17 protein-coding genes are annotated in these 19,920 nt (G+C 55.0%); 8 read left to right on the top strand and 9 right to left on the bottom strand.

The features are described 5' to 3' along the window. Positions 1–103: 103 nt before the first annotated feature. Positions 104–1,570, top strand: coding sequence for an IMP dehydrogenase (gene guaB, locus AAE045_RS13815; protein WP_455425383.1), 1,467 nt, complete (start codon positions 104–106; stop codon positions 1,568–1,570). A gap of 66 nt (positions 1,571–1,636) precedes the next feature. Next, complete coding sequence (gene guaA / locus AAE045_RS13810) at positions 1,637–3,214, top strand: glutamine-hydrolyzing GMP synthase (protein WP_455425382.1); 1,578 nt, start codon at positions 1,637–1,639, stop codon at positions 3,212–3,214. Between the two features lie 121 nt (positions 3,215–3,335). On the opposite strand, the gene AAE045_RS13805 is transcribed toward guaA, so the two are convergent. Then, positions 3,336–3,527: a YfgG family protein gene (locus AAE045_RS13805; RefSeq protein ID WP_455548217.1), complete on the bottom strand. Its 192-nt coding sequence runs from the start codon at positions 3,525–3,527 to the stop codon at positions 3,336–3,338. Between the two features lie 348 nt (positions 3,528–3,875). Here AAE045_RS13805 and AAE045_RS13800 point away from each other — a divergent pair, with 348 nt between their 5' ends. After that, complete coding sequence (locus tag AAE045_RS13800) at positions 3,876–6,113, top strand: EAL domain-containing protein (protein WP_455548216.1); 2,238 nt, start codon at positions 3,876–3,878, stop codon at positions 6,111–6,113. Between the two features lie 55 nt (positions 6,114–6,168). Here AAE045_RS13800 and ppx read toward each other — a convergent pair whose 3' ends face one another. From ppx to purM, 4 genes are all read right to left on the bottom strand, one after another. After that, a complete protein-coding gene (ppx, locus tag AAE045_RS13795) occupies positions 6,169–7,710 on the bottom strand; it encodes an exopolyphosphatase (protein WP_455548299.1) in 1,542 nt (513 codons plus the stop codon). 4 nt (positions 7,711–7,714) lie between these two features. Then, positions 7,715–9,775 (bottom strand): polyphosphate kinase 1, encoded by a 2,061-nt coding sequence (gene ppk1 / locus AAE045_RS13790; protein WP_455548215.1) that lies wholly within the window; start codon positions 9,773–9,775, stop codon positions 7,715–7,717. A 154-nt stretch (positions 9,776–9,929) separates the two neighbouring features. Next, a complete protein-coding gene (purN, locus tag AAE045_RS13785) occupies positions 9,930–10,571 on the bottom strand; it encodes a phosphoribosylglycinamide formyltransferase (RefSeq protein ID WP_455548214.1) in 642 nt (213 codons plus the stop codon). Next, positions 10,571–11,608 (bottom strand): phosphoribosylformylglycinamidine cyclo-ligase, encoded by a 1,038-nt coding sequence (gene purM / locus AAE045_RS13780; RefSeq protein WP_455548213.1) that lies wholly within the window; start codon positions 11,606–11,608, stop codon positions 10,571–10,573. Before purM ends, purN begins: the two co-directional genes overlap by 1 nt. A 222-nt stretch (positions 11,609–11,830) precedes the next feature. On the opposite strand from purM, the gene upp reads away from it, so the two are divergent. From upp to AAE045_RS13765, 3 genes are all read left to right on the top strand, one after another. Then, positions 11,831–12,457 carry a uracil phosphoribosyltransferase gene (gene upp, locus AAE045_RS13775; RefSeq protein WP_455548212.1) on the top strand — a complete coding sequence of 209 codons (627 nt, stop codon included), beginning with the start codon at positions 11,831–11,833 and terminating at the stop codon, positions 12,455–12,457. 81 nt (positions 12,458–12,538) lie between these two features. Next, positions 12,539–13,825: a uracil permease gene (gene uraA, locus AAE045_RS13770; RefSeq protein ID WP_202303994.1), complete on the top strand. Its 1,287-nt coding sequence runs from the start codon at positions 12,539–12,541 to the stop codon at positions 13,823–13,825. A gap of 99 nt (positions 13,826–13,924) precedes the next feature. Then, positions 13,925–14,626, top strand: coding sequence for a DnaA regulatory inactivator Hda (locus AAE045_RS13765; protein WP_455428326.1), 702 nt, complete (start codon positions 13,925–13,927; stop codon positions 14,624–14,626). 56 nt (positions 14,627–14,682) lie between these two features. Here the strand turns inward: AAE045_RS13765 and arsC are convergent, their stop codons facing one another. Beyond that, positions 14,683–15,039, bottom strand: a complete 357-nt coding sequence (gene arsC, locus AAE045_RS13760; RefSeq protein ID WP_455548211.1) for an arsenate reductase (glutaredoxin) — start codon at positions 15,037–15,039, stop codon at positions 14,683–14,685. A gap of 11 nt (positions 15,040–15,050) precedes the next feature. Continuing rightward, positions 15,051–16,514 carry a beta-barrel assembly-enhancing protease gene (bepA, locus tag AAE045_RS13755; RefSeq protein WP_455548210.1) on the bottom strand — a complete coding sequence of 488 codons (1,464 nt, stop codon included), beginning with the start codon at positions 16,512–16,514 and terminating at the stop codon, positions 15,051–15,053. A gap of 221 nt (positions 16,515–16,735) precedes the next feature. On the opposite strand from bepA, the gene AAE045_RS13750 reads away from it, so the two are divergent. Continuing rightward, positions 16,736–17,806, top strand: coding sequence for an AI-2E family transporter (locus AAE045_RS13750; RefSeq protein WP_455548209.1), 1,071 nt, complete (start codon positions 16,736–16,738; stop codon positions 17,804–17,806). 46 nt (positions 17,807–17,852) lie between these two features. Here AAE045_RS13750 and bcp read toward each other — a convergent pair whose 3' ends face one another. Further along, the gene (gene bcp / locus AAE045_RS13745; RefSeq protein WP_455548208.1) at positions 17,853–18,323 is read right to left on the bottom strand and encodes a thioredoxin-dependent thiol peroxidase; all 471 of its coding nucleotides are present in this window, start codon (positions 18,321–18,323) and stop codon (positions 17,853–17,855) included. A 15-nt stretch (positions 18,324–18,338) separates the two neighbouring features. Continuing rightward, positions 18,339–18,893 (bottom strand): glycine cleavage system transcriptional repressor, encoded by a 555-nt coding sequence (locus tag AAE045_RS13740; protein WP_455548207.1) that lies wholly within the window; start codon positions 18,891–18,893, stop codon positions 18,339–18,341. Positions 18,894–19,038: 145 nt separating this feature from the next. Between AAE045_RS13740 and dapA the strand changes: the two genes are divergently transcribed. Further along, positions 19,039–19,917: a 4-hydroxy-tetrahydrodipicolinate synthase gene (dapA, locus tag AAE045_RS13735; RefSeq protein ID WP_455425370.1), complete on the top strand. Its 879-nt coding sequence runs from the start codon at positions 19,039–19,041 to the stop codon at positions 19,915–19,917. Positions 19,918–19,920: the final 3 nt, after the last annotated feature.

Below are 19,920 nucleotides of genomic sequence, written 5' to 3'. Positions count from 1 at the left end.
CAAGGATTTTTGGTAAAAAAGTGTGGATGCAACCGATTACGCTCTGTATAATGCCGCGGCAATATTTTATCTGTTCTCATTCACCCCAGGTTGAGATATTGCCATGCTACGAATCGCCAAAGAAGCACTGACGTTTGATGACGTTCTCCTCGTTCCAGCTCACTCCACAGTTCTGCCTAACACGGCGGATCTCGGCACCCAACTGACCAAAACTATTCGTCTGAATATCCCTATGCTCTCCGCAGCAATGGATACCGTGACCGAAGCACGTCTGGCCATTGCCCTTGCCCAGGAAGGTGGTCTTGGTTTCATCCACAAAAATATGTCGATTGAGCGCCAGGCTGAAGAAGTCAAACGCGTGAAGAAACACGAAAGCGGCGTAGTAACCGACCCGCAGACCGTGCTGCCAACCACCACCCTGCGTGAAGTGAAAGAACTGACCGAGCGCAACGGCTTTGCCGGTTATCCGGTAGTCACTGAGAAATACGAGCTGGTCGGTATCATCACCGGCCGCGACGTGCGTTTCGTTACCGATTTAAATCAGCCTGTTAGCGTGTACATGACCCCGAAAGAGCGTCTGGTTACCGTGAAAGAAGGCGAAGCACGCGACGTGGTGCTTTCAAAAATGCATGAAAAGCGCGTTGAAAAGGCGCTGGTCGTTGACGATCAGTTCCACCTTCGCGGCATGATCACCGTAAAAGACTTCCAGAAAGCAGAGCGTAAACCAAACGCCTGTAAGGACGACCAGGGCCGTCTGCGCGTTGGGGCTGCCGTAGGGGCAGGCGCAGGCAACGAAGAGCGTATCGACGCTCTGGTAGCCGCTGGCGTGGACATTCTGCTGATAGACTCCTCTCACGGCCACTCCGAAGGCGTTCTGCAGCGTATTCGCGACACCCGCGCCAAATATCCTGACCTGCAAATCATCGGCGGTAACGTTGCAACGGCGGCGGGCGCTCGTGCCCTGGCTGATGCTGGCGTCAGCGCGGTGAAAGTCGGTATCGGCCCTGGCTCCATCTGTACTACCCGTATCGTTACCGGCGTTGGCGTTCCGCAGATTACTGCTGTAGCAGACGCGGTGGAAGCGCTGGAAGGCACTGGTATTCCGGTCATCGCCGACGGCGGTATTCGTTTCTCCGGCGACATCGCAAAAGCCATCGCGGCGGGTGCATCGGCGGTAATGGTTGGCGGCATGCTGGCCGGTACAGAAGAGTCTCCGGGCGAGATCGAGCTTTACCAGGGGCGCTCATTCAAATCTTACCGTGGTATGGGCTCACTGGGCGCGATGTCCAAAGGTTCTTCTGACCGTTACTTCCAGACTGATAACGCGGCGGACAAACTGGTTCCAGAAGGTATCGAAGGCCGCGTGGCTTACAAAGGCCATCTGAAAGCAATTGTTCACCAGCAGATGGGCGGCCTGCGTTCCTGTATGGGCCTGACCGGCTGTGCTACCATCGACGACCTGCGTACCAAAGCGGAATTTGTACGTATCAGCGGTGCGGGCATTCAGGAAAGTCACGTGCACGACGTGACAATTACTAAAGAGTCCCCGAACTACCGTATGGGCTCCTGATTCTTCATCGCCCGCACATGCGGGCGATTTACTTTCTCTGTTTCACTTGCCTCGGAATTAGCGTCAATGACGGAAAACATTCATAAACATCGCATCCTGATCCTCGATTTCGGTTCTCAGTACACCCAGCTGGTAGCGCGTCGCGTGCGCGAGCTGGGCGTTTACTGTGAGCTGTGGGCGTGGGATGTCACTGAAGCACAAATCCGTGAATTCAACCCAAGCGGCATTATTCTTTCCGGCGGCCCGGAAAGCACCACCGAGCAAAATAGCCCGCGTGCGCCGGAATATGTGTTTACCGCAGGCGTGCCGGTATTCGGCGTGTGCTACGGCATGCAGACCATGGCGATGCAGCTTGGCGGCCACGTAGAGGCCTCTAACGAGCGTGAATTTGGCTATGCGCAGGTTGAAGTTAAAACCGACAGCGCGCTGGTGCGCGGTATCGAAGATTCCCTGAGCGCAGCCGGTAAACCGCTGCTGGACGTCTGGATGAGCCACGGCGACAAAGTCACGGCTATCCCGTCTGACTTCGTAACCGTTGCCAGCACCGAAACCTGTCCGTTCGCCATCATGGCCAACGAAGAGAAGCGTTTCTATGGCGTTCAGTTCCACCCGGAAGTCACCCATACCCGTCAGGGCCAGCGCCTGCTGGAGCGTTTTGTTCTGGATATCTGCGGCTGCGAAGCGCTGTGGACGCCGGCAAAAATTATCGAAGACGCTATTGTTCGCCTGCGTGAGCAGGTGGGTAACGACAAGGTGATTCTCGGCCTGTCCGGCGGCGTGGATTCATCCGTAACCGCTATGCTGCTGCACCGCGCCATTGGCGATCGCCTGACCTGCGTATTCGTGGATAACGGCCTGCTGCGCCTGAACGAAGCCGAGCAGGTAATGGAAATGTTCGGTGACCACTTCGGCCTGAACATCGTTCACGTACCTGCGGAAGAGCGCTTCCTGTCGCAGCTGGCGGGCATCGATGAGCCGGAAGCAAAACGTAAAACCATTGGCCGCGTCTTTGTTGAAGTGTTCGACGAAGAGGCGCTGCGTCTGGAAGACGTGAAGTGGCTGGCGCAGGGGACTATCTACCCTGACGTTATCGAATCTGCGGCTTCCGCCACCGGCAAAGCGCACGTCATTAAATCTCACCACAACGTGGGCGGCCTGCCGAAAGAGATGAAGATGGGTCTGGTTGAGCCGCTCAAAGAGCTGTTCAAAGACGAAGTGCGTAAAATTGGTCTGGAGCTGGGCCTGCCTTACGACATGCTGTATCGCCACCCGTTCCCGGGGCCAGGTCTGGGCGTGCGCGTGCTGGGCGAAGTGAAGAAAGAGTACTGCGACCTGCTGCGCCGTGCGGATGCTATCTTCATCGAAGAGCTGCACAAAGCGGATCTGTACAACAAAGTGAGCCAGGCGTTCACCGTGTTCCTGCCGGTTCGCTCCGTTGGCGTGATGGGCGATGGCCGCAAGTACGACTGGGTAGTTTCCCTGCGCGCCGTGGAAACCATCGACTTCATGACCGCGCACTGGGCGCATCTGCCGTACGATTTCCTTGGTCGCGTTTCCAACCGCATCATCAACGAAGTTAACGGTATCTCCCGCGTGGTTTACGATATCTCTGGCAAGCCGCCAGCGACTATCGAGTGGGAATAAGCCTCACGTCATAAATAATCCGGGTGGCCATGTGCCGCCCGTTTTTTTGTCTGGTATTCATGAACGACAGGCGTGACAAAGCCCGCTGTAGCTATAGCGTTATTTTACTTAACGGGGCGGGTTACCGGTTGGTGTTATCCACGGAAAGGCTGCTTTGCTGGGCGTCCGCTTTTTTGTCCTGGTGATGATGCCAGGCGCCAATCGAGGAGTAGACAAAACGGCCAAAAAGGAAAAGGAAGCTGATAAGAAGAATAATGCGGGTCATTCGGCCGTTAAACCGGTGTCGTCTTCGCATACTCGTAACCTGTGTCACGCAAATGGTCTCTGGGTTAGCCCGACAGCTGCGGGCGACGCTGATATTTAGGCATAGCACGGCGGCTGGGTCAATTCGTAATCGTGTAAAGGAGCGTCAATCAAGACGTTCGGGCTGATATATAAATGTTTCTTTAGTTTGAAAAGCGATATTTTATTACTGCGTATCCTGGAATGTTCTGGATCCTGACGCAACTTTCATCATAAATTGATCTGCATCAATTCTCATGCCCTTTCCCTAACTAAAATCTTCACTCCATATCTGAACCTTTTCATTTTAGCGCAGGCAGGCTGGCATCCTTTCTGACCTTCACCCAGGCAATATTAATGGGATTTCTGGCGACTCACTATGCACTTTGCTGACTGGTACAAAACTTATAAAAATAAATGGTGGGCGCTGCCCCTCGTTTTGCCATGCCTGTTGCTTCCTCTGGCCGCCTGGTTTAATTCCAATACGGTCATGGACGGCGGGCGGGTTTTCCTGATATTTATGCCGCTGGGGCTGATGACGGCCTGTACCGTAATCTTCGGCTGGGCGTCCCTGCCGGGTATTATGCTGGCGCTGCTCATTTGCTACATTCCAGTGAAAGGCGAACTCATTGCCTTGTTCGCCGCCGTGCATTTTGTTGTTCCCATCGCCCTAAGCTACAGCGGCTACCGCGCCTTTGTGCCGCGTCGAAACGCAATCATTTTTGGCGTTATCCAACTGACTCTGCAACGCATGTTCTGGCTGGTATTATTTAACTCCACGATTTTCCTGTTTATTTATCAGGTCGGGGTGTTTTTTGGCTGGTATGAGCCGGTCATGAAAATGGTGACAGAGAATCCTTTACAGCCGCGCACCCTGATTAATTTCCAGGCCGTGCTGGTGGGATGCCTGACGGGTATGCCCTTTTTCTACACCATTATTCGAGCCATACGCCATCCGCGCTTTGTGCTGGTCTTCTGGTCTCGTATGCGTGCTCAGGCACAGCATGGGGTAAGCAAAACGGAATTTGTCATTTGGGCAGTCATGCTGGTAACGCTGGTAAGTTTACTGTTGCTGCCAAGCAGCCAGACGGGGTCAATTTTTAAAACGGATTATACCCTGACGCTGATTTTGCCGGTGATGTTGTGGGGGGCCATGCGTTTTGGCTACTTATTTACCACCACACTCTGGTCGATCATTTTGATTGTTCTTTGCAGCGGATTTCACAACTATCTGCTGCCCGACATGGGTTTTCAACTGCACCTTGCCATTGCGACCTCCTGCTATGCCGTGTTTTCGTTAACCATTTACACCATGGCGGCCGTGACGACGCGGCAGCGCTTCCTTCACTCTAAAGCAAGGCGCGTGGCCTTCATCGACCCAATTGCGCAGATGCCGAATCTGCGCGCGTTGACCCGTGATTTAAGCCGCCATCCCTGGTCCACCCTGGCCTATTTATCCATCCCCGAACTTGAGCTGCTGGGACGAAACTACGGCGTGTTGTTACGCATCCAGTACAAGCAGCAGTTTGCCGAGCATCTGCGCCAGGATCTGCGCGTGAATGAAAAGGTTTATCATCTTTCCGGCCACGATCTGGTGGTGCGGCTTAACGGTGAATCTCACGAAGAGCGAATCGAGATTATTGACCGGCGGGTGAAACAGTTCCGCTTTACGTGGGATGGTATGCCGCTTCAGCCGCAGGTGGGGATCAGCTACTGCTATGTTCGCCAGCCCGTCAGCCATCTGTATCTGCTGCTCGGTGAGTTAAGCACCATGGCGGAGCTGTCGCTAACGTCCTCCCACCCGGAAAATTTGCAGCAGCAAGGTTCAGGTCAGGTTCAGAAAGCCGTTAAAAACAAAGTGGCGATGATGAACCGGCTTCAGGTTGCGCTGGATAACGGCGATTTTGTCCTGATGGCGCAGCGTATTCAGGGCAGCCGTGGGGATTACTACCACGAAATATTAATTCGCATGAAGGATGCCGACGGGGCAATCCTCATGCCGGACAGTTTCCTGCCGGTGGCCCACGAATTTGGCCTGTCGTCGAAAATTGACCGCTGGGTGCTGGAGGCGACCCTGCAGTTTATGGACCGGTGCCGGGAATCGCTTCCCGGCTGTCGTTTCTCCATCAACCTGACGCCAGCCTCCGCCGGACGTGCCCAGCTTCCTGCGGAGGTGAGGGCGCTGCTGAAGCAATATAATATTGAGCCCTGGCAGCTGATCTTTGAGGTAACGGAAAGCGACTCGCTAACTAATCTTGACCAGGCGAACATGACGCTTTCCGCATTGCAGCGCATGGGCTGCCGGGTGGCTATCGACGATTTTGGCACGGGCTACGCGAGCTATGCGCGGCTGAAAGATATCCATGCGGATATGCTCAAGATTGACGGCAGCTTTATCCGCAATATCCTCACCAGCAGCCTGGACTATCAGATTGTCGAGTCTATCTGCCAGCTGGCAAGAATGAAGAAAATGCAGGTGGTGGCGGAATACGTAGAGAGCGAAGCGGTGCAGGAAGCGGTGCTACGGTTAGGTATTGATTATATGCAGGGTTACCTGATTGGCCATCCGCAGCCGCTGGATTGGCTGGTCGAAAACGGACGGGCGCTCCCGGAATAAAACTCAATACCCGGTCTGCTACAGCCTGTAGCGGGCCGGGGTTGCAGCAGAGGCATTAAGCCGCAATCGTCGGGCTCGCCTCTTCTTCTATCACCAGCTTCCAGCCCGGCGTGTTGTCCCAGTACTGCTGCTCCCGCTCAAGGTCAAGCATCACCAGCGAATTCTGGCTGAACCAGTCATGGGGGAAGCGCAGCGTCCAGTGGTTCTCATCCGTTTCAAGCACCAGCGTCGGCGGGGTGGTGGTCGCCTGGCGCTGGTTATTGAGCAGGACGCTCAGGCGCAGGATCTGGATAAGCGGCAGGAACTGCTTTTTCTTGAACAGCGTGAAGCGCGGCAAATCGTCAATTTTGATCGCTTTACGATGATAGCGAACCAGCGAGGCGATAAGCATCTGCTGCTCCTGGTTAAAGCCGGGCAGGTTGCTGTGCTGCAGGATATAGGCCGAATGGCGATGCAGCCCGCTGTGGTTGATGTTCAGCCCCACCTCGTGCAGCATTGCCGACCATTTCAACAGGGCTGCCATCTGTGGGTTAGCCTGCTTCGGGTTTTGCGTCTCCCACTGCTGGTAAATTTTGTCGGTAGTATCCAGCACCCGTTTAGCCTGGTCGCTGTCTATGTGGTACTGGTCTGCAAGGCTCTGCGCGGTGCGGATACGAATATCCTGATGCCTGAATCTGCCTTCCATTTCGTAAAGTACCCCCTCACGAAGCGCACCGTCGGACAGGCGAAGCTCCCGGATGGCCAGCGAGTCGAATACCCCACAGAGAATCGCAAGCCCAGGTACAAAGACGGCTTTGCGCTCTTCAGAAAGTCCCGGCAGGCTCATTGACGAAAAGTTTTTATACTTCAGAACCTCGTCACGCAGCATCTCCAGCCGTTCGGGGGTGATAATGCCGTTCTTCTCGCCCATATTGATCAGCACTTCATGGGCGGCTTTGATGGTGCCGGATGCCCCCATCGCCACGTTCCAGCCCTGCAGACGATACTGCCAGGAAAGGTTTTCCAGCTTCTGAACCGCCGCGAGACGCGCCCGCTTAAAGTTTTCAGCCGTGATGGCACCCTGCGGGAAAAAGTTCTGCCCGAAGCTGACGCAGCCCATGCGGCGGCTTTCCACCAGCATCGGCTCGAAGTCTTCGCCTATCACCAGCTCCGTGGAGCCACCGCCGATATCAATAACCAGCTTGCGGCCTTTTTCCGGCTGCGTATGCTCCACGCCCATAAATATCAGGCGCGCTTCTTCGTTACCGGAGATGATTTCGATCGGGTAGGGGATAACCTGTTCGGCACGCTTGAGAAACTCCTCCGCGTTAACCGCCTCACGCAGGCTGTGGGTGCCTACGATACAGACATTTTCCGCTGAAAAGCCCTGCAGGCGCTCTGCAAACAGCGTCAGACAGGAAAGACCGCGCTCCATCGCTTCTTCGCTTAACTCGTTTTGCACATTCAGACCGTCAGCCAGATGCACACGCTGTTTCAGGCGCCCGATGATTTGCATCGCGCCGTCAACCACGCGGGCTATGACCATGTGGAAACTGTTAGAGCCGAGGTCGACCGCGGCAAATTCCTGCGGGCGTGGGGCATGTTTTTTTATCGGCATAGCGTTAGTCAGGTTGTTCCAGAGATTTAATGTAGTCATAAATCGCCAGCTGCGAGCGCACCTTACGGCGGTTGCCTCGTGGGACATAGCGATTGCTGAGTTCTTTATCGAGATAGCGTGCTTTCACGGTATCGCTAAACAGAATGTCGATAATATCCAGTACCCGCTGCTTAAGACGCGGATCGAGTACGGCTACCGCCACTTCAATACGGTAATCGATGTTGCGGGTCATCCAGTCGGCGGAAGAGAGATACACTTTCTTATCGCCGCCGTTTTCAAAGATATAGACGCGATCGTGCTCAAGATAACGGTCAACAATGCTGATCACGCGAATATTGTCGCTGATCCCTTCCAGGTCAGGAATAAGAGAACACATGCCTCGCACCAGCAGATTAACCTTCACTCCGGAGCTTGACGCCGCATACAGACGGTCCACCAGGCCTTTATCGACCAGGTTGTTCAGCTTCAGCGTAATGCCGGAAGGCTCGCCGTTCTGCGCGTTGGCAATTTCACGATCCACCAGATCGTAGAGCAGGCGGCGCGAATTTTGCGGCGAGACCATCAGGTAATCAAACGTCACCGGACGATACGGGTTTTCGATGAAGTTGAACACCCGGCGCACCTCGTTGGTAATGCGCGCATCGGCGGTCAGTAACGAATAGTCGGTATAGAGCCGGGCCGTTTTCTCGTTGAAGTTACCGGTGCCGATGTGGGCGTAGCGCACCACTTCGTCGCCTTCTTTGCGGGAAATCAGGAACAGCTTGGCGTGAATTTTCAGGCCCGGCGCGGAGAAGATAACGTGTACGCCAGCTTCCGTCAGGCGCTTAGCCCAGTGGATGTTAGCCTCTTCGTCGAAGCGTGCCTGAAGCTCGACCACCACGGTAACTTTTTTGCCGTTGTGAGCCGCGTGGATCATCGATTCAATAATGCGCGAGTCTTTCGCCACGCGGTAGATATTGATTTTGATTGCCAGCACGCTCGGGTCAAACGACGCCTGGCGCAGCAGTTCCAGCACGTGCTCGAAGGTGTGATAAGGATAGTAGAGCAGCACGTCGCGGTTGCGGATGGCATCGAAGCCGTTGCGGAATTTGTCGAACCAGATGTGCCGCAGGCGCGGCAGCGGCTTATTCACCAGGTTGGCTTTGCCAACGTTGGGGAAGTTAATAAAGTCTTTGAAGTTGTGGTAGCGCCCGCCGGGAATAATCGAGTCATAGTTGGTGATGGTCAGCTTGTTGCGCAGCATTTCTACCATCGCGTCCGGCATATCTCGCTGGTAGACAAAGCGTACCGGCTCGGCGGTCAGGCGCTGCTTCAGGCTGGACGACATCAGTTCAAGCAGGCTGGATTCCATCTCGGTCACCAGATCATATTCCGCATCGCGGGTCATTTTCATCGAATAGGCGTTCAGCGCGTCATAGTCGAAGAAGCCTTTGAAAATGTCGTCCAGGCAGTAGCGCAGAATGTTGTCCAGCAGGATCATCGGCTTGCGGCGGCGCGGCGCCTCCGGCGGCAGATTCACAAAGCGCGGCACTTTATCGGACGGGATCTCCAGCAGGGCATAGCGGGTATCGTCGCCGCGAATGATCTCCACTGCCAGGTAGGTGTAGTCATCCTTCAGAAACTGCACCAGATCTGTGTCGTGATTAATCAGGATCGGGGTGATGTGCTGGCGCAGATAGTGCTTAAAGTAGTGGCGCAGCCAGTTTTGCTGGTTCTCAGAGAGCTGGCGTTCGTTAATCAGGAAGATCTGATTACGCGCCATCTCCAGCAGCAGATCGTTATACAGACCGTCGAATTCCTGATCGGCCTTGAGCACGCGGGCCTGGATTTTATTGAGCAGATGGCGTGAGTTCGGGGCGGTGCCTTGTTCTTCGCTGATCAGAATGCGGCGTTTCAGCTCGGCAAAGCGAACCTTGTAAAACTCATCAAGATTGTTGGAATAGATGCCGAGAAAACGCATTCTCTCGATCAGCGGATTGATTTTATCCGCCGCTTCCTGGAGCACACGTTCGTTAAAAGACAACCAGCTCAGTTCTTTTTCGATATACAGCTTATCCTGACCCATTAGCCCTCACTTCCGTTTTCGTGGACGAAAAATGCCGTCGCATCATCATTATGGCGAGCTTTGGCAGGGAATGTCCAACGTCGCAGGTTAAAGTAAGATGTTTGCTTCCTCTCGCTTGTGCGCAGGCATTAAAAAAGGGCCGAAGCCCTTTTGTTTACTCTTCCGCCGCATGCCCTTCCGGGGGTAACGGCTGCCCGTCCAGCCAGGCAACGTTGTCGCGCATCTCCAGGCGTCCCTCCATAAACCAGCTGACGACCAGCGGGTAGATGGCGTGTTCCTGATGCTGCACGCGGGCGGTGATTTCGTCTTCGTCATCCCCTTCGAAGACGGGCACTTTGGCCTGCAGAATAACCGGGCCGCCGTCCAGCTCGTCGGTCACAAAGTGCACCGAAGTGCCGTGCTCATCGTCGCCGTTTTCCAGCACCTGACGGTGGGTGTGCAGGCCCGGGTATTTTGGCAGCAGGGAAGGGTGAATATTGATCAGGCGACCGCTGTAGTGGGCCACAAATGCCGGGCTGAGGATGCGCATATAACCTGCGAGCACCACCAGATCCGGGGCGTAGGCGTCGATCTCCTGCATTAATTCACGATCGAACGCCGCGCGGTCGGCAAAGTGGCTGGCGGTGAGGGCATGGGCCGGGATCCCGGCTTCGCCCGCGCGCTCAAGGCCGTAAGCATCGGCCTTGTTGCTGAACACCGCCGCAAGGGTGCCGCGAATCTTTTTTTGTTTGCAGGCGTCAATGATCGCCTGAAGATTGCTTCCGTTGCCGGAAATCAGCACCACTATGTTTTTCATTACTCAATAACCACGCGCTCTTCGCTATCGGATGCTTTGATAATACCGATTTTCCATGCGTTTTCACCTTTCGCCTTCAGCAGCTCAACGGCTTTGTCAGCTTCCTGCGCGGGCAGGGCGATGAGCATGCCCACGCCGCAGTTAAAGGTGCGGTACATTTCGTGGCTGCTGATATTGCCCGCTTTTTGCAGCCAGCTGAAGACGGCTGGCCACTGCCATGAGGCTTCGTTGATCACCGCCTGAGTATTGTCCGGCAGAACGCGCGGGATATTTTCCCAGAAGCCGCCGCCGGTGAGGTGGGCAATGGCGTGCACGTCCACTTCGCCAATCAGCTCAAGCAGATTTTTGACATAGATACGGGTGGGTTCCAGAAGATGATCCGCCAGCGGCTTGCCTTCCAGTTCGGTGGTCAGCGGGTCGGTGCCGCTTACTTCCAGCACTTTACGCACCAGGGAGTAACCGTTGGAGTGCGGGCCGCTGGAGGCCAGCGCAATCAGCACGTCGCCATCGGCTACCTTTGAACCGTCGATGATTTCTGACTTTTCGACCACGCCAACGCAGAAGCCAGCCACGTCGTAATCGTCGCCGTGATACATGCCGGGCATTTCAGCCGTTTCGCCGCCGACCAGCGCACAGCCGGACTGGAGACACCCTTCCGCGATACCGGTAATCACGCTGGACGCCGTTTCTACATCAAGTTTGCCGGTGGCGTAGTAGTCCAGGAAGAAGAGGGGTTCTGCACCCTGTACGACCAGATCGTTCACGCACATGGCGACCAGATCGATACCGATGGTGTCGTGACGTTTTAAATCCATAGCCAGGCGCAGTTTGGTGCCCACGCCGTCGGTGCCGGAAACCAGCACGGGTTCACGATATTTCTGAGGCAACGCGCAGAGCGCACCGAAACCGCCCAGTCCACCCATCACTTCCGGGCGGCGGGTCTTTTTCACTACGCCTTTAATTTTGTCGACCAGAGCGTTACCAGCATCAATATCAACACCGGCATCTTTGTAGCTAAGGGAGGTTTTGTCGGTCATCTTCAGGTTCCATCGGTTGGTCTGGAATAAAAAACGCCGCAATTCTAACAGTGGAGGCAAACGTTTGCGAGCCTCTTGTGCGGCGGGATGGAATATTGTTGCTCTATACTCTTTCGTGTCCCGTTGATCTCGATCAACCCCAATTCCGGTGGCGAAGCGGCTAAAAAGCGGTATAATCCGGCGATTTTTTTTGTGGACGCCAACATCTCGGGGAGAAAGAGTATGAAGATCGTGGAAGTGAAACACCCACTCGTCAAACACAAGCTGGGCCTGATGCGTGAGCAGGACATCAGTACCAAGCGCTTTCGTGAACTCGCCTCAGAAGTTGGCAGCCTGCTGACTTACGAAGCCACTGCGGATCTGGAAACCGAAATCGTCACTATCGAAGGCTGGAACGGCCCGGTAGAAATCGACCAGATCAAAGGTAAGAAAATTACCGTTGTGCCAATTCTGCGTGCCGGTCTGGGCATGATGGAAGGCGTGCTGGAAAACGTGCCAAGCGCGCGTATCAGCGTAGTAGGCGTTTACCGTAACGAAGAAACCCTCGAGCCGGTGCCTTACTTCCAGAAGCTGGTTTCTAATATTGAAGAGCGCATGGCGCTGGTGGTTGACCCAATGCTGGCAACCGGCGGCTCTATGATTGCCACCATCGACCTGCTGAAGAACGCCGGTTGTACGAGCATTAAAGTTCTGGTGCTGGTGGCCGCGCCTGAAGGTATCGCCGCGCTGGAAAAAGCGCACCCGGACGTGGAGCTGTACACGGCGTCCATCGATCAGGGACTCAACGAGCACGGATACATTATTCCGGGCCTCGGCGACGCCGGTGACAAAATATTTGGTACAAAATAAAAAAGCAGCCGACTTCGAAAGTCGGCTTTTTTTTGGTTTTAAAACACGACGTTCGTAAAATAACACTCAGAGGAAAACAACATGACCCGCCGTGCTATTGGGGTAAGTGAAAGACCACCTTTGCTGCAAACGATCCCGTTAAGTTTGCAGCATCTGTTCGCTATGTTCGGTGCCACCGTGCTGGTACCCATCTTATTCCACATTAACCCGGCTACGGTGCTGCTGTTTAACGGCATAGGCACGCTGCTGTACCTCTTCATCTGTAAAGGCAAAATCCCGGCTTATCTGGGCTCCAGCTTCGCGTTTATCTCTCCGGTATTGCTGCTTTTACCCCTGGGTTACGAAGTGGCGCTCGGCGGGTTTATTATGTGCGGCGTGCTGTTCTGCATCGTGGCGCTGATCGTGAAAAAGGCGGGCACCGGCTGGCTGGACGTGATGTTCCCCCCGGCGGCGATGGGGGCAATCGTTGCGGTCATCGGCCTTGAGCTGGCGGGCGTGGCGGCGAATATGGCAGGTCTGCTGCCTGCGGACGGCACCTCCCCGGATTCCACAACCATTATCATTTCTCTGGTGACGCTGGCTGTCACGATTTTCGGTTCCGTTCTGTTCCGGGGCTTTCTGGCGATTATCCCGATACTGATTGGCGTGCTGGCGGGCTATGCGCTCTCCTTCGCGATGGGCGTTGTGGACGTCACGCCTATCGTGGAAGCCCACTGGTTTGCGCTGCCAACTTTCTACACGCCGCGCTTTGAGTGGTTCGCCATCTTTACCATTCTGCCTGCGGCGCTGGTCGTTATTGCGGAGCACGTAGGCCACCTTGTGGTTACCGCGAACATTGTGAAAAAGGACCTGATTCGCGATCCTGGCCTGCACCGTTCGATGTTCGCCAACGGCATCTCGACTATTTTCTCCGGCTTCTTCGGCTCGACGCCTAATACCACCTACGGCGAGAATATCGGCGTAATGGCGATAACTCGTGTCTACTCGACATGGGTCATCGGCGGGGCGGCGATTCTGGCGATTCTGCTGTCCTGCGTTGGCAAACTGGCGGCGGCGATTCAAATTATCCCGGTTCCGGTCATGGGCGGCGTTTCCCTGCTGCTGTACGGCGTAATTGGCGCCTCCGGTATCCGCGTGCTGATCGAATCGAAAGTGGATTACAGCAAGGCGCAGAACCTGATCCTGACCTCCGTTATCCTGATTATTGGCGTCAGCGGCGCGAAAGTGCACATCGGTGCGGCTGAACTGAAAGGCATGGCGCTGGCGACGATCGTGGGCGTGGGCCTGAGCTTAATCTTCAAGCTGATCAGTATTATTCGTCCGGAAGAAGTGGTGCTGGACGCGAAAGAAACCGACGTTATACCTTAAGTCGGCCTGCTGCCGGGCAGCGCGCCCGCCCGGTTCTACAGCGCCGCAATTCTGTGATAAACTCTCTGCGTTTTTCTGCCTGTTATGGTTGAGGTACTTCTGAATACGCCGGCACAGCTTTCGCTGCCACTCTATTTACCTGACGATGAAACCTTTGCCAGCTTCTGGCCGGGTGACAATCCTTCTTTGCTCGCAGCCCTGCAGTCCGTGCTCCGTCAGGACCACAGCGGCTACATTTATTTCTGGTCGCGGGAAGGGGGCGGGCGCAGCCATCTGCTGCATGCCGCCTGTGCGGAACTGTCACAGCGTGGCGAAGCGGTCGGCTATGTGCCGCTGGATAAGCGCACCTGGTTTGTGCCTGAAGTGCTGGACGGCATGGAGCAGCTCTCGCTGGTGTGTATCGATAATATCGAATGCGTGGCGGGGGACGAACTGTGGGAAATGGCGATCTTTAATCTCTACAATCGTATTCTGGAATCGGGGAAAACCCGCCTGCTGATCACCGGCGATCGCCCGCCGCGCCAGCTCAACCTGCAGCTACCAGATCTGGCTTCGCGCCTCGACTGGGGGCAAATTTACAAGCTCCAGCCGCTGTCCGATGACGACAAACTGCTGGCGCTTCAGCTACGTGCCAAACAGCGCGGATTTGAACTGCCGGAAGATGTGGGTCGGTTCCTGCTTAAACGACTGGATCGGGAAATGCGCACGCTGTTTATGACGCTGGACCAGCTCGACCGGGCGTCGATTACCGCCCAGCGCAAGCTGACCATACCGTTTGTAAAAGAGATCCTCAGCCTGTGACTTTCGGTGGATGACACTTTGTTTATCCACCCTACAAGCCAGCTCAATCTAAGCCTCTATAAAATCTCCAGCGCCGACTCCGGCGGGCGGCCAATTCTTGCCTGGCCGTTCGCCAGCACGATTGGGCGTTCAATCAGTTTTGGATTGTCGATCATCGCCTGAATCAGTTGCTCTTCCGATAAGCTTTCGTCTTTCAGATTCAGCTCCTTATACAGATCTTCTTTCTGGCGCATCAGGTCGCGGGCGCTGGCAAAGCCCAGCTTGCTCAGCAGCGACTTTAGGGTTTGCGCATCCGGTGGGGTTTCCAGATACAGCACAACGTCTGGCTCCACGCCGTTTGCCTTGAGCAGGCTTAGGGTTTCACGGCTCTTGGAACAGCGCGGATTGTGGTAAATCGTTACTCCTGCGGACATAAAAACTCCTGTTACATCTTCTGATATTGTTGGAAACGCTTTTGCAGCTCGCGGAACTGGTCGATACGCGCGTCGTAACGTGCCTGCTGCAGGCTGCCGAGCTTCGCCTGGGAGCTGGCGCTGCTTAACAGCGAGATAGCCTGATCCAGACGCCCGCCCAGGGCCATCACTTCCGCTCGCGCAGCCAGTTCCTGATCGCGATTGCCCACTGCGGCTTCGGCCTGCGCTAACAGATCCCAGCCGTTGACGTCGTCCGGATGTGCAAAGGTGTAGCGATTAAGGATGGTTGCCGCCTGCGCGTTCTGCCCGGCCTGAACATAAGCGTTGGCCAGGTTCAGCTGCAATACAGGATTGAGGTTGAGGCCCGGTGCGCTTTTAAGACGGTTAATGGCATCTGCGGTTTTGTGCTGTCCCAGGTCGATATCCGTAGACAGATCGAGGAACCAGGGATTAGCAGGCTCGGCGGCCAGCAGCGGCTGGAGCTGCTTACGGGCTTCCGCCCAGTTATTTGCTTCCATCGCCAGCAGGGCGCGACCATAGGATGCCGCACGCTGCTCGCGAACGTTGCCTTTTGACCAGGCGTCCAGCATATCCGTGGTCAGCTGGTTGCGGCCCGAGTTATACATGCCAAGCGTACGCACTTTCGCCATGTAGAAATCTTCAGACGACTGTACGACCACCGGACGCATCTGGTTGGCACGGTTACGGGCATCCGCCAGGCGGCTTTCCGGTAACGGGTGAGTCAGCAAAATTTCTGGTGGGCGGGTGGAGTAACGCGCCTGATCGAGCAGCTTTTCAAGGAATGTAGGCATGGCCTGCGGGTTGAAGCCGGAGCGCTGCAAAACCTGAATGCCGATACGATCGGCTTCCTGCTCGTTCTGCTGCGTAAAGCTGATCATACCCTGCTGCGTCCCTGCCAGCGTGCCGGTCAGCGCAGCCATCCCGGCCTGCGGGCTCGCCATGGCCAGCAGGATGGAGCCTAATGCGCCTACCCAGGTAAGCGGGGCATTTTTCTTCTGATCTTCCATCGCACGTGCGAGGTGACGCTGGGTCACGTGAGAGATTTCGTGCGCCATAACAGACGCCAGCTGGCTTTCATCATCCGCATAGCGGAACAGCGCAGAGTGCAGCACCACGTTGCCGCCGAAGAAGGCAAAGGCGTTGATTTCGTCGTTATTGATAAGGAAGAAATGGAAAGGGGTCTTGACCGAGTTCGCATGGCTGACCAGCCGCATGCCGAGGCTGTTGATGTACTGCACCAGTAACGGGTCGTTGATCAAAGGGGCGCTGCCGCGCAGCTGGCGAACGTAGAAGTCCCCCATCTGCATTTCCTGGCCGATTGACAGCGTGCTTCCTGCTGATGTCCCCATGTCAGGCAGTTGATCGGCCACATCCGCGGAGGCCGGTACGGCGGCTCCGGCGAGTAATGTTGTCATCAGGGTTGCAACGAGCGTTTTTTTCAACTGCTTGAGCATAACCACTATCCTGTTTGATCTAGGTCTGAATTCGACACGCCAAGCGCGGTTTTGTTCGTAAAGCGATACGAACAATTTGCGACATAATAATTGAAGAAAATCTTAACACTGAAATAAGAAACGTTCTTCAGGATGGTATGAATTGGCTGTAAAAAGCAAAGTCTTTCCTGTGACATTTCGATACAATCGCGATCCGCACAAAGCAGTCAGGGAAAGGATGTATGCTCGAGTTGTTAATGCAGTGGTATCGTCGACGGTTCAGCGATCCGGAGGCCATCGCACTGCTGGTCATTCTGGTCGCCGGATTTGTCATCCTCTTTTTCTTCCATGGTCTTCTGGCCCCGCTGCTGGTGGCTATCGTGCTGGCCTATCTGCTGGAGTGGCCTACGGTACGGCTGCAGCGCCTGGGCTGTTCGCGAAGCTGGGCAACGAGCATCGTGCTTATTCTGTTCGTCGGCATTTTAATGATTCTGGTGCTGGTGGTCGCGCCGGTAGCCTGGCAGCAGGGTATTTATCTGATAAGAGATATGCCCGGCATGCTGAACAAACTCTCTGACTTTGCCGCCGCCTTACCCAAGCGTTATCCGGCGCTGGTGGATGCGGGCATTCTTGATGCCATGGCCGAAAACGCGCGTACGCGTATGTCCGGCATGGGCGATCAGGTGGTGAAATACTCCCTGGCGTCGCTGGTTGGCCTGTTAACCCTGGCTATTTATCTGGTGCTGGTGCCGCTGATGGTCTTTTTCCTGGTCAAAGATAAAGAGCAGATGCTTAATGCTGTCAGGCGCGTTCTGCCGCGCAACCGGGGTCTGGCAGGGCAGGTATGGCTGGAGATGAATCAGCAAATCACCAACTATATTCGCGGCAAAGTGCTGGAAATGATTGTGGTTGGTATCGCAACCTATATCGGCTTCATCGTCTTTGGGCTGAACTATTCGCTGCTGCTGGCGGTGCTGGTGGGCTTCTCGGTGCTGATTCCGTACATCGGTGCGTTTGTGGTGACCATTCCGGTGGTGTGCGTAGCGCTGTTCCAGTTCGGCATGGGCCCGGAGTTCTGGACGCTGTTTGCGGTCTACCTCATCATTCAGGCGCTGGACGGCAACCTGCTGGTGCCGGTGCTGTTCTCCGAAGCCGTTAACCTGCATCCGCTGGTCATCATTCTTTCGGTGGTGATTTTCGGTGGGCTATGGGGATTCTGGGGCGTATTCTTCGCCATTCCGCTTGCCACGCTGATTAAAGCGGTGGTACATGCCTGGCCGGACGGGTTGGTCATGGACGACGAGCATCCTTAAAAAATAAAAAGCCGACGTGAAGTCGGCTTTTTTTATTTTGGCTGAGCTAAGCGTTCTCTTTCAGCCAGTTCACCACGATATCGTGATGGTTGCTGGTTTTGAAATCATCAAACACTTTTTCAACTTTCCCTTCGCCGTCCAGCAGGAAGCTGATGCGGTGAATGCCGTCGTAGGTTTTGCCCATAAAGGTTTTCTCGCCCCACACGCCAAACTGCTCGCAGACCTTATGGTCTTCGTCAGAAAGCAGGGTGAAGTTCAGCAGCTCTTTTTCGGCAAAACGCGAAAGCTTCTCAGGTTTGTCGGTGCTGATACCCAGCACTTCAACATTTGCTTTTTTCAACTCATCCATGTTGTCGCGCAGTCCGCACGCCTGAACGGTGCAGCCTGGCGTCATCGCTTTGGGATAGAAGTAAACCAGAACGCGCTGTCCCTGGAAGTCGGTCAAATTTACTTGCTCGCCGTCTTGATCGGGCAGGCTAAATTTCGGTGCACTGTCACCGGCTTTCAGTGGGCTCATCACTACTCTCCGTCTTTAATCATCTTGCTGTGGGTTCACCACGCTAATAGTGCCTTGTGCTTTAAGCTCTGTACATAGGGCTTTGAAGGCCTGTTCAATAATTGCGGCATCTTCTGACGCAGGACTATGGGCAGTGATTTGAATGTAGAGCTGCGGCGGCGTGTTTTCCTGCGCGGGTTGCGTGCGGGAAACCAGCTCGGCAATGTTCATATGGTGTGTGTCGAATAAATCCGTGAAGCGTTCGATCAGATGCGGTGAATCCGTTACCTCAACCTGTACCCAGACCGTGGCGGGCATGGCTGGCCTGTCCTGGGCCGCGGTGCGCTTCATAACAATCAGCAGATCCAGCTCTGCGCCCTTGAGCGGCAGCGTCGATTCAATCAGGGTTATCGCGTTCCAGCTACCGGAAAGCAGCATAATAAACGTGAACTCTTCACCGAGCATGGCCAGGCGGCTGTCTTCGATATTACAGCCACAGCTGCTCACATGGCGGGTGATGGTATTAACAATACCAGGGCGGTCAGCACCCAGAGCCGTGATAACCAAATAATGGTGAGGTGAAGGCGTCAAACGTGTTCTTCCTGTGAATCGGTGGGAGATCATAAGGAAAGCATAAAAAAATCCTGCATACAACCGTGTAGAGCCTCCTGGCGGCTTGCTTTTGATCCTGTACCAAACGTACCATTGAGGGACATGTTTGCACAGAGGATGGCCAATGTTCACGGGAAGTATTGTCGCGCTTGTAACACCGATGGATGAGAAAGGTAATATCTGCCGGTCAAGCCTGAAAAAACTGATTGATTACCATGTTGCCAGCGGGACGTCGGCGATTGTTTCGGTAGGGACGACCGGAGAGTCGGCGACCCTGAGTCATGACGAGCACGGCGATGTGGTGATGTTAACGCTGGAGCTGGCGGACGGGCGTATTCCGGTTATAGCCGGTACGGGCGCCAATGCCACTTCCGAAGCTATCTCCCTAACCAAACGCTTTGATAACAGCGGTATCGTTGGTTGTCTGACGGTGACGCCTTATTACAACCGCCCAACGCAGGAAGGGTTGTATCAGCACTTCAAAGCCATCGCGCAAAGCACCGACCTGCCGCAAATGCTGTACAATGTGCCGTCCCGTACCGGGTGCGACATGCTGCCAGAGACCGTTGCCCGCCTGTCGGAAGTCAAAAATATTATCGGTATCAAAGAAGCCACCGGGAACTTAACGCGAGTAAACCAGATCAAAGAGCTGGTTGAAGATGACTTCATCCTGGTCAGCGGTGACGATGCCAGCGCGCTGGACTTCATGCAGCTCGGCGGCCACGGCGTTATTTCCGTTACGGCAAACGTAGCCGCGCGTGAAATGGCGGAAATGTGTAAACTGGCGGCCAATGGGCAATTTGCACAAGCGCGTGAAATCAATCAGCGTCTGATGCCGTTGCATAACAAACTATTTGTAGAACCCAATCCTATCCCGGTGAAATGGGCCTGTAGAGAATTGGGACTTGTGGCGACCGATACCTTACGCCTGCCAATGACGCCGCTGACTGATGCCAGTCGTCCGGTGATTATCAGCGCGCTTAAGCATGCGGGTTTGCTGTAAAGT

It is taken from the genome of Dryocola clanedunensis (assembly GCF_038405435.1).
Taxonomy (GTDB): Bacteria; Pseudomonadota; Gammaproteobacteria; order Enterobacterales; family Enterobacteriaceae; genus Dryocola; species Dryocola clanedunensis_A.
This window is presented reverse-complemented; position numbering and strand designations above follow the sequence as displayed.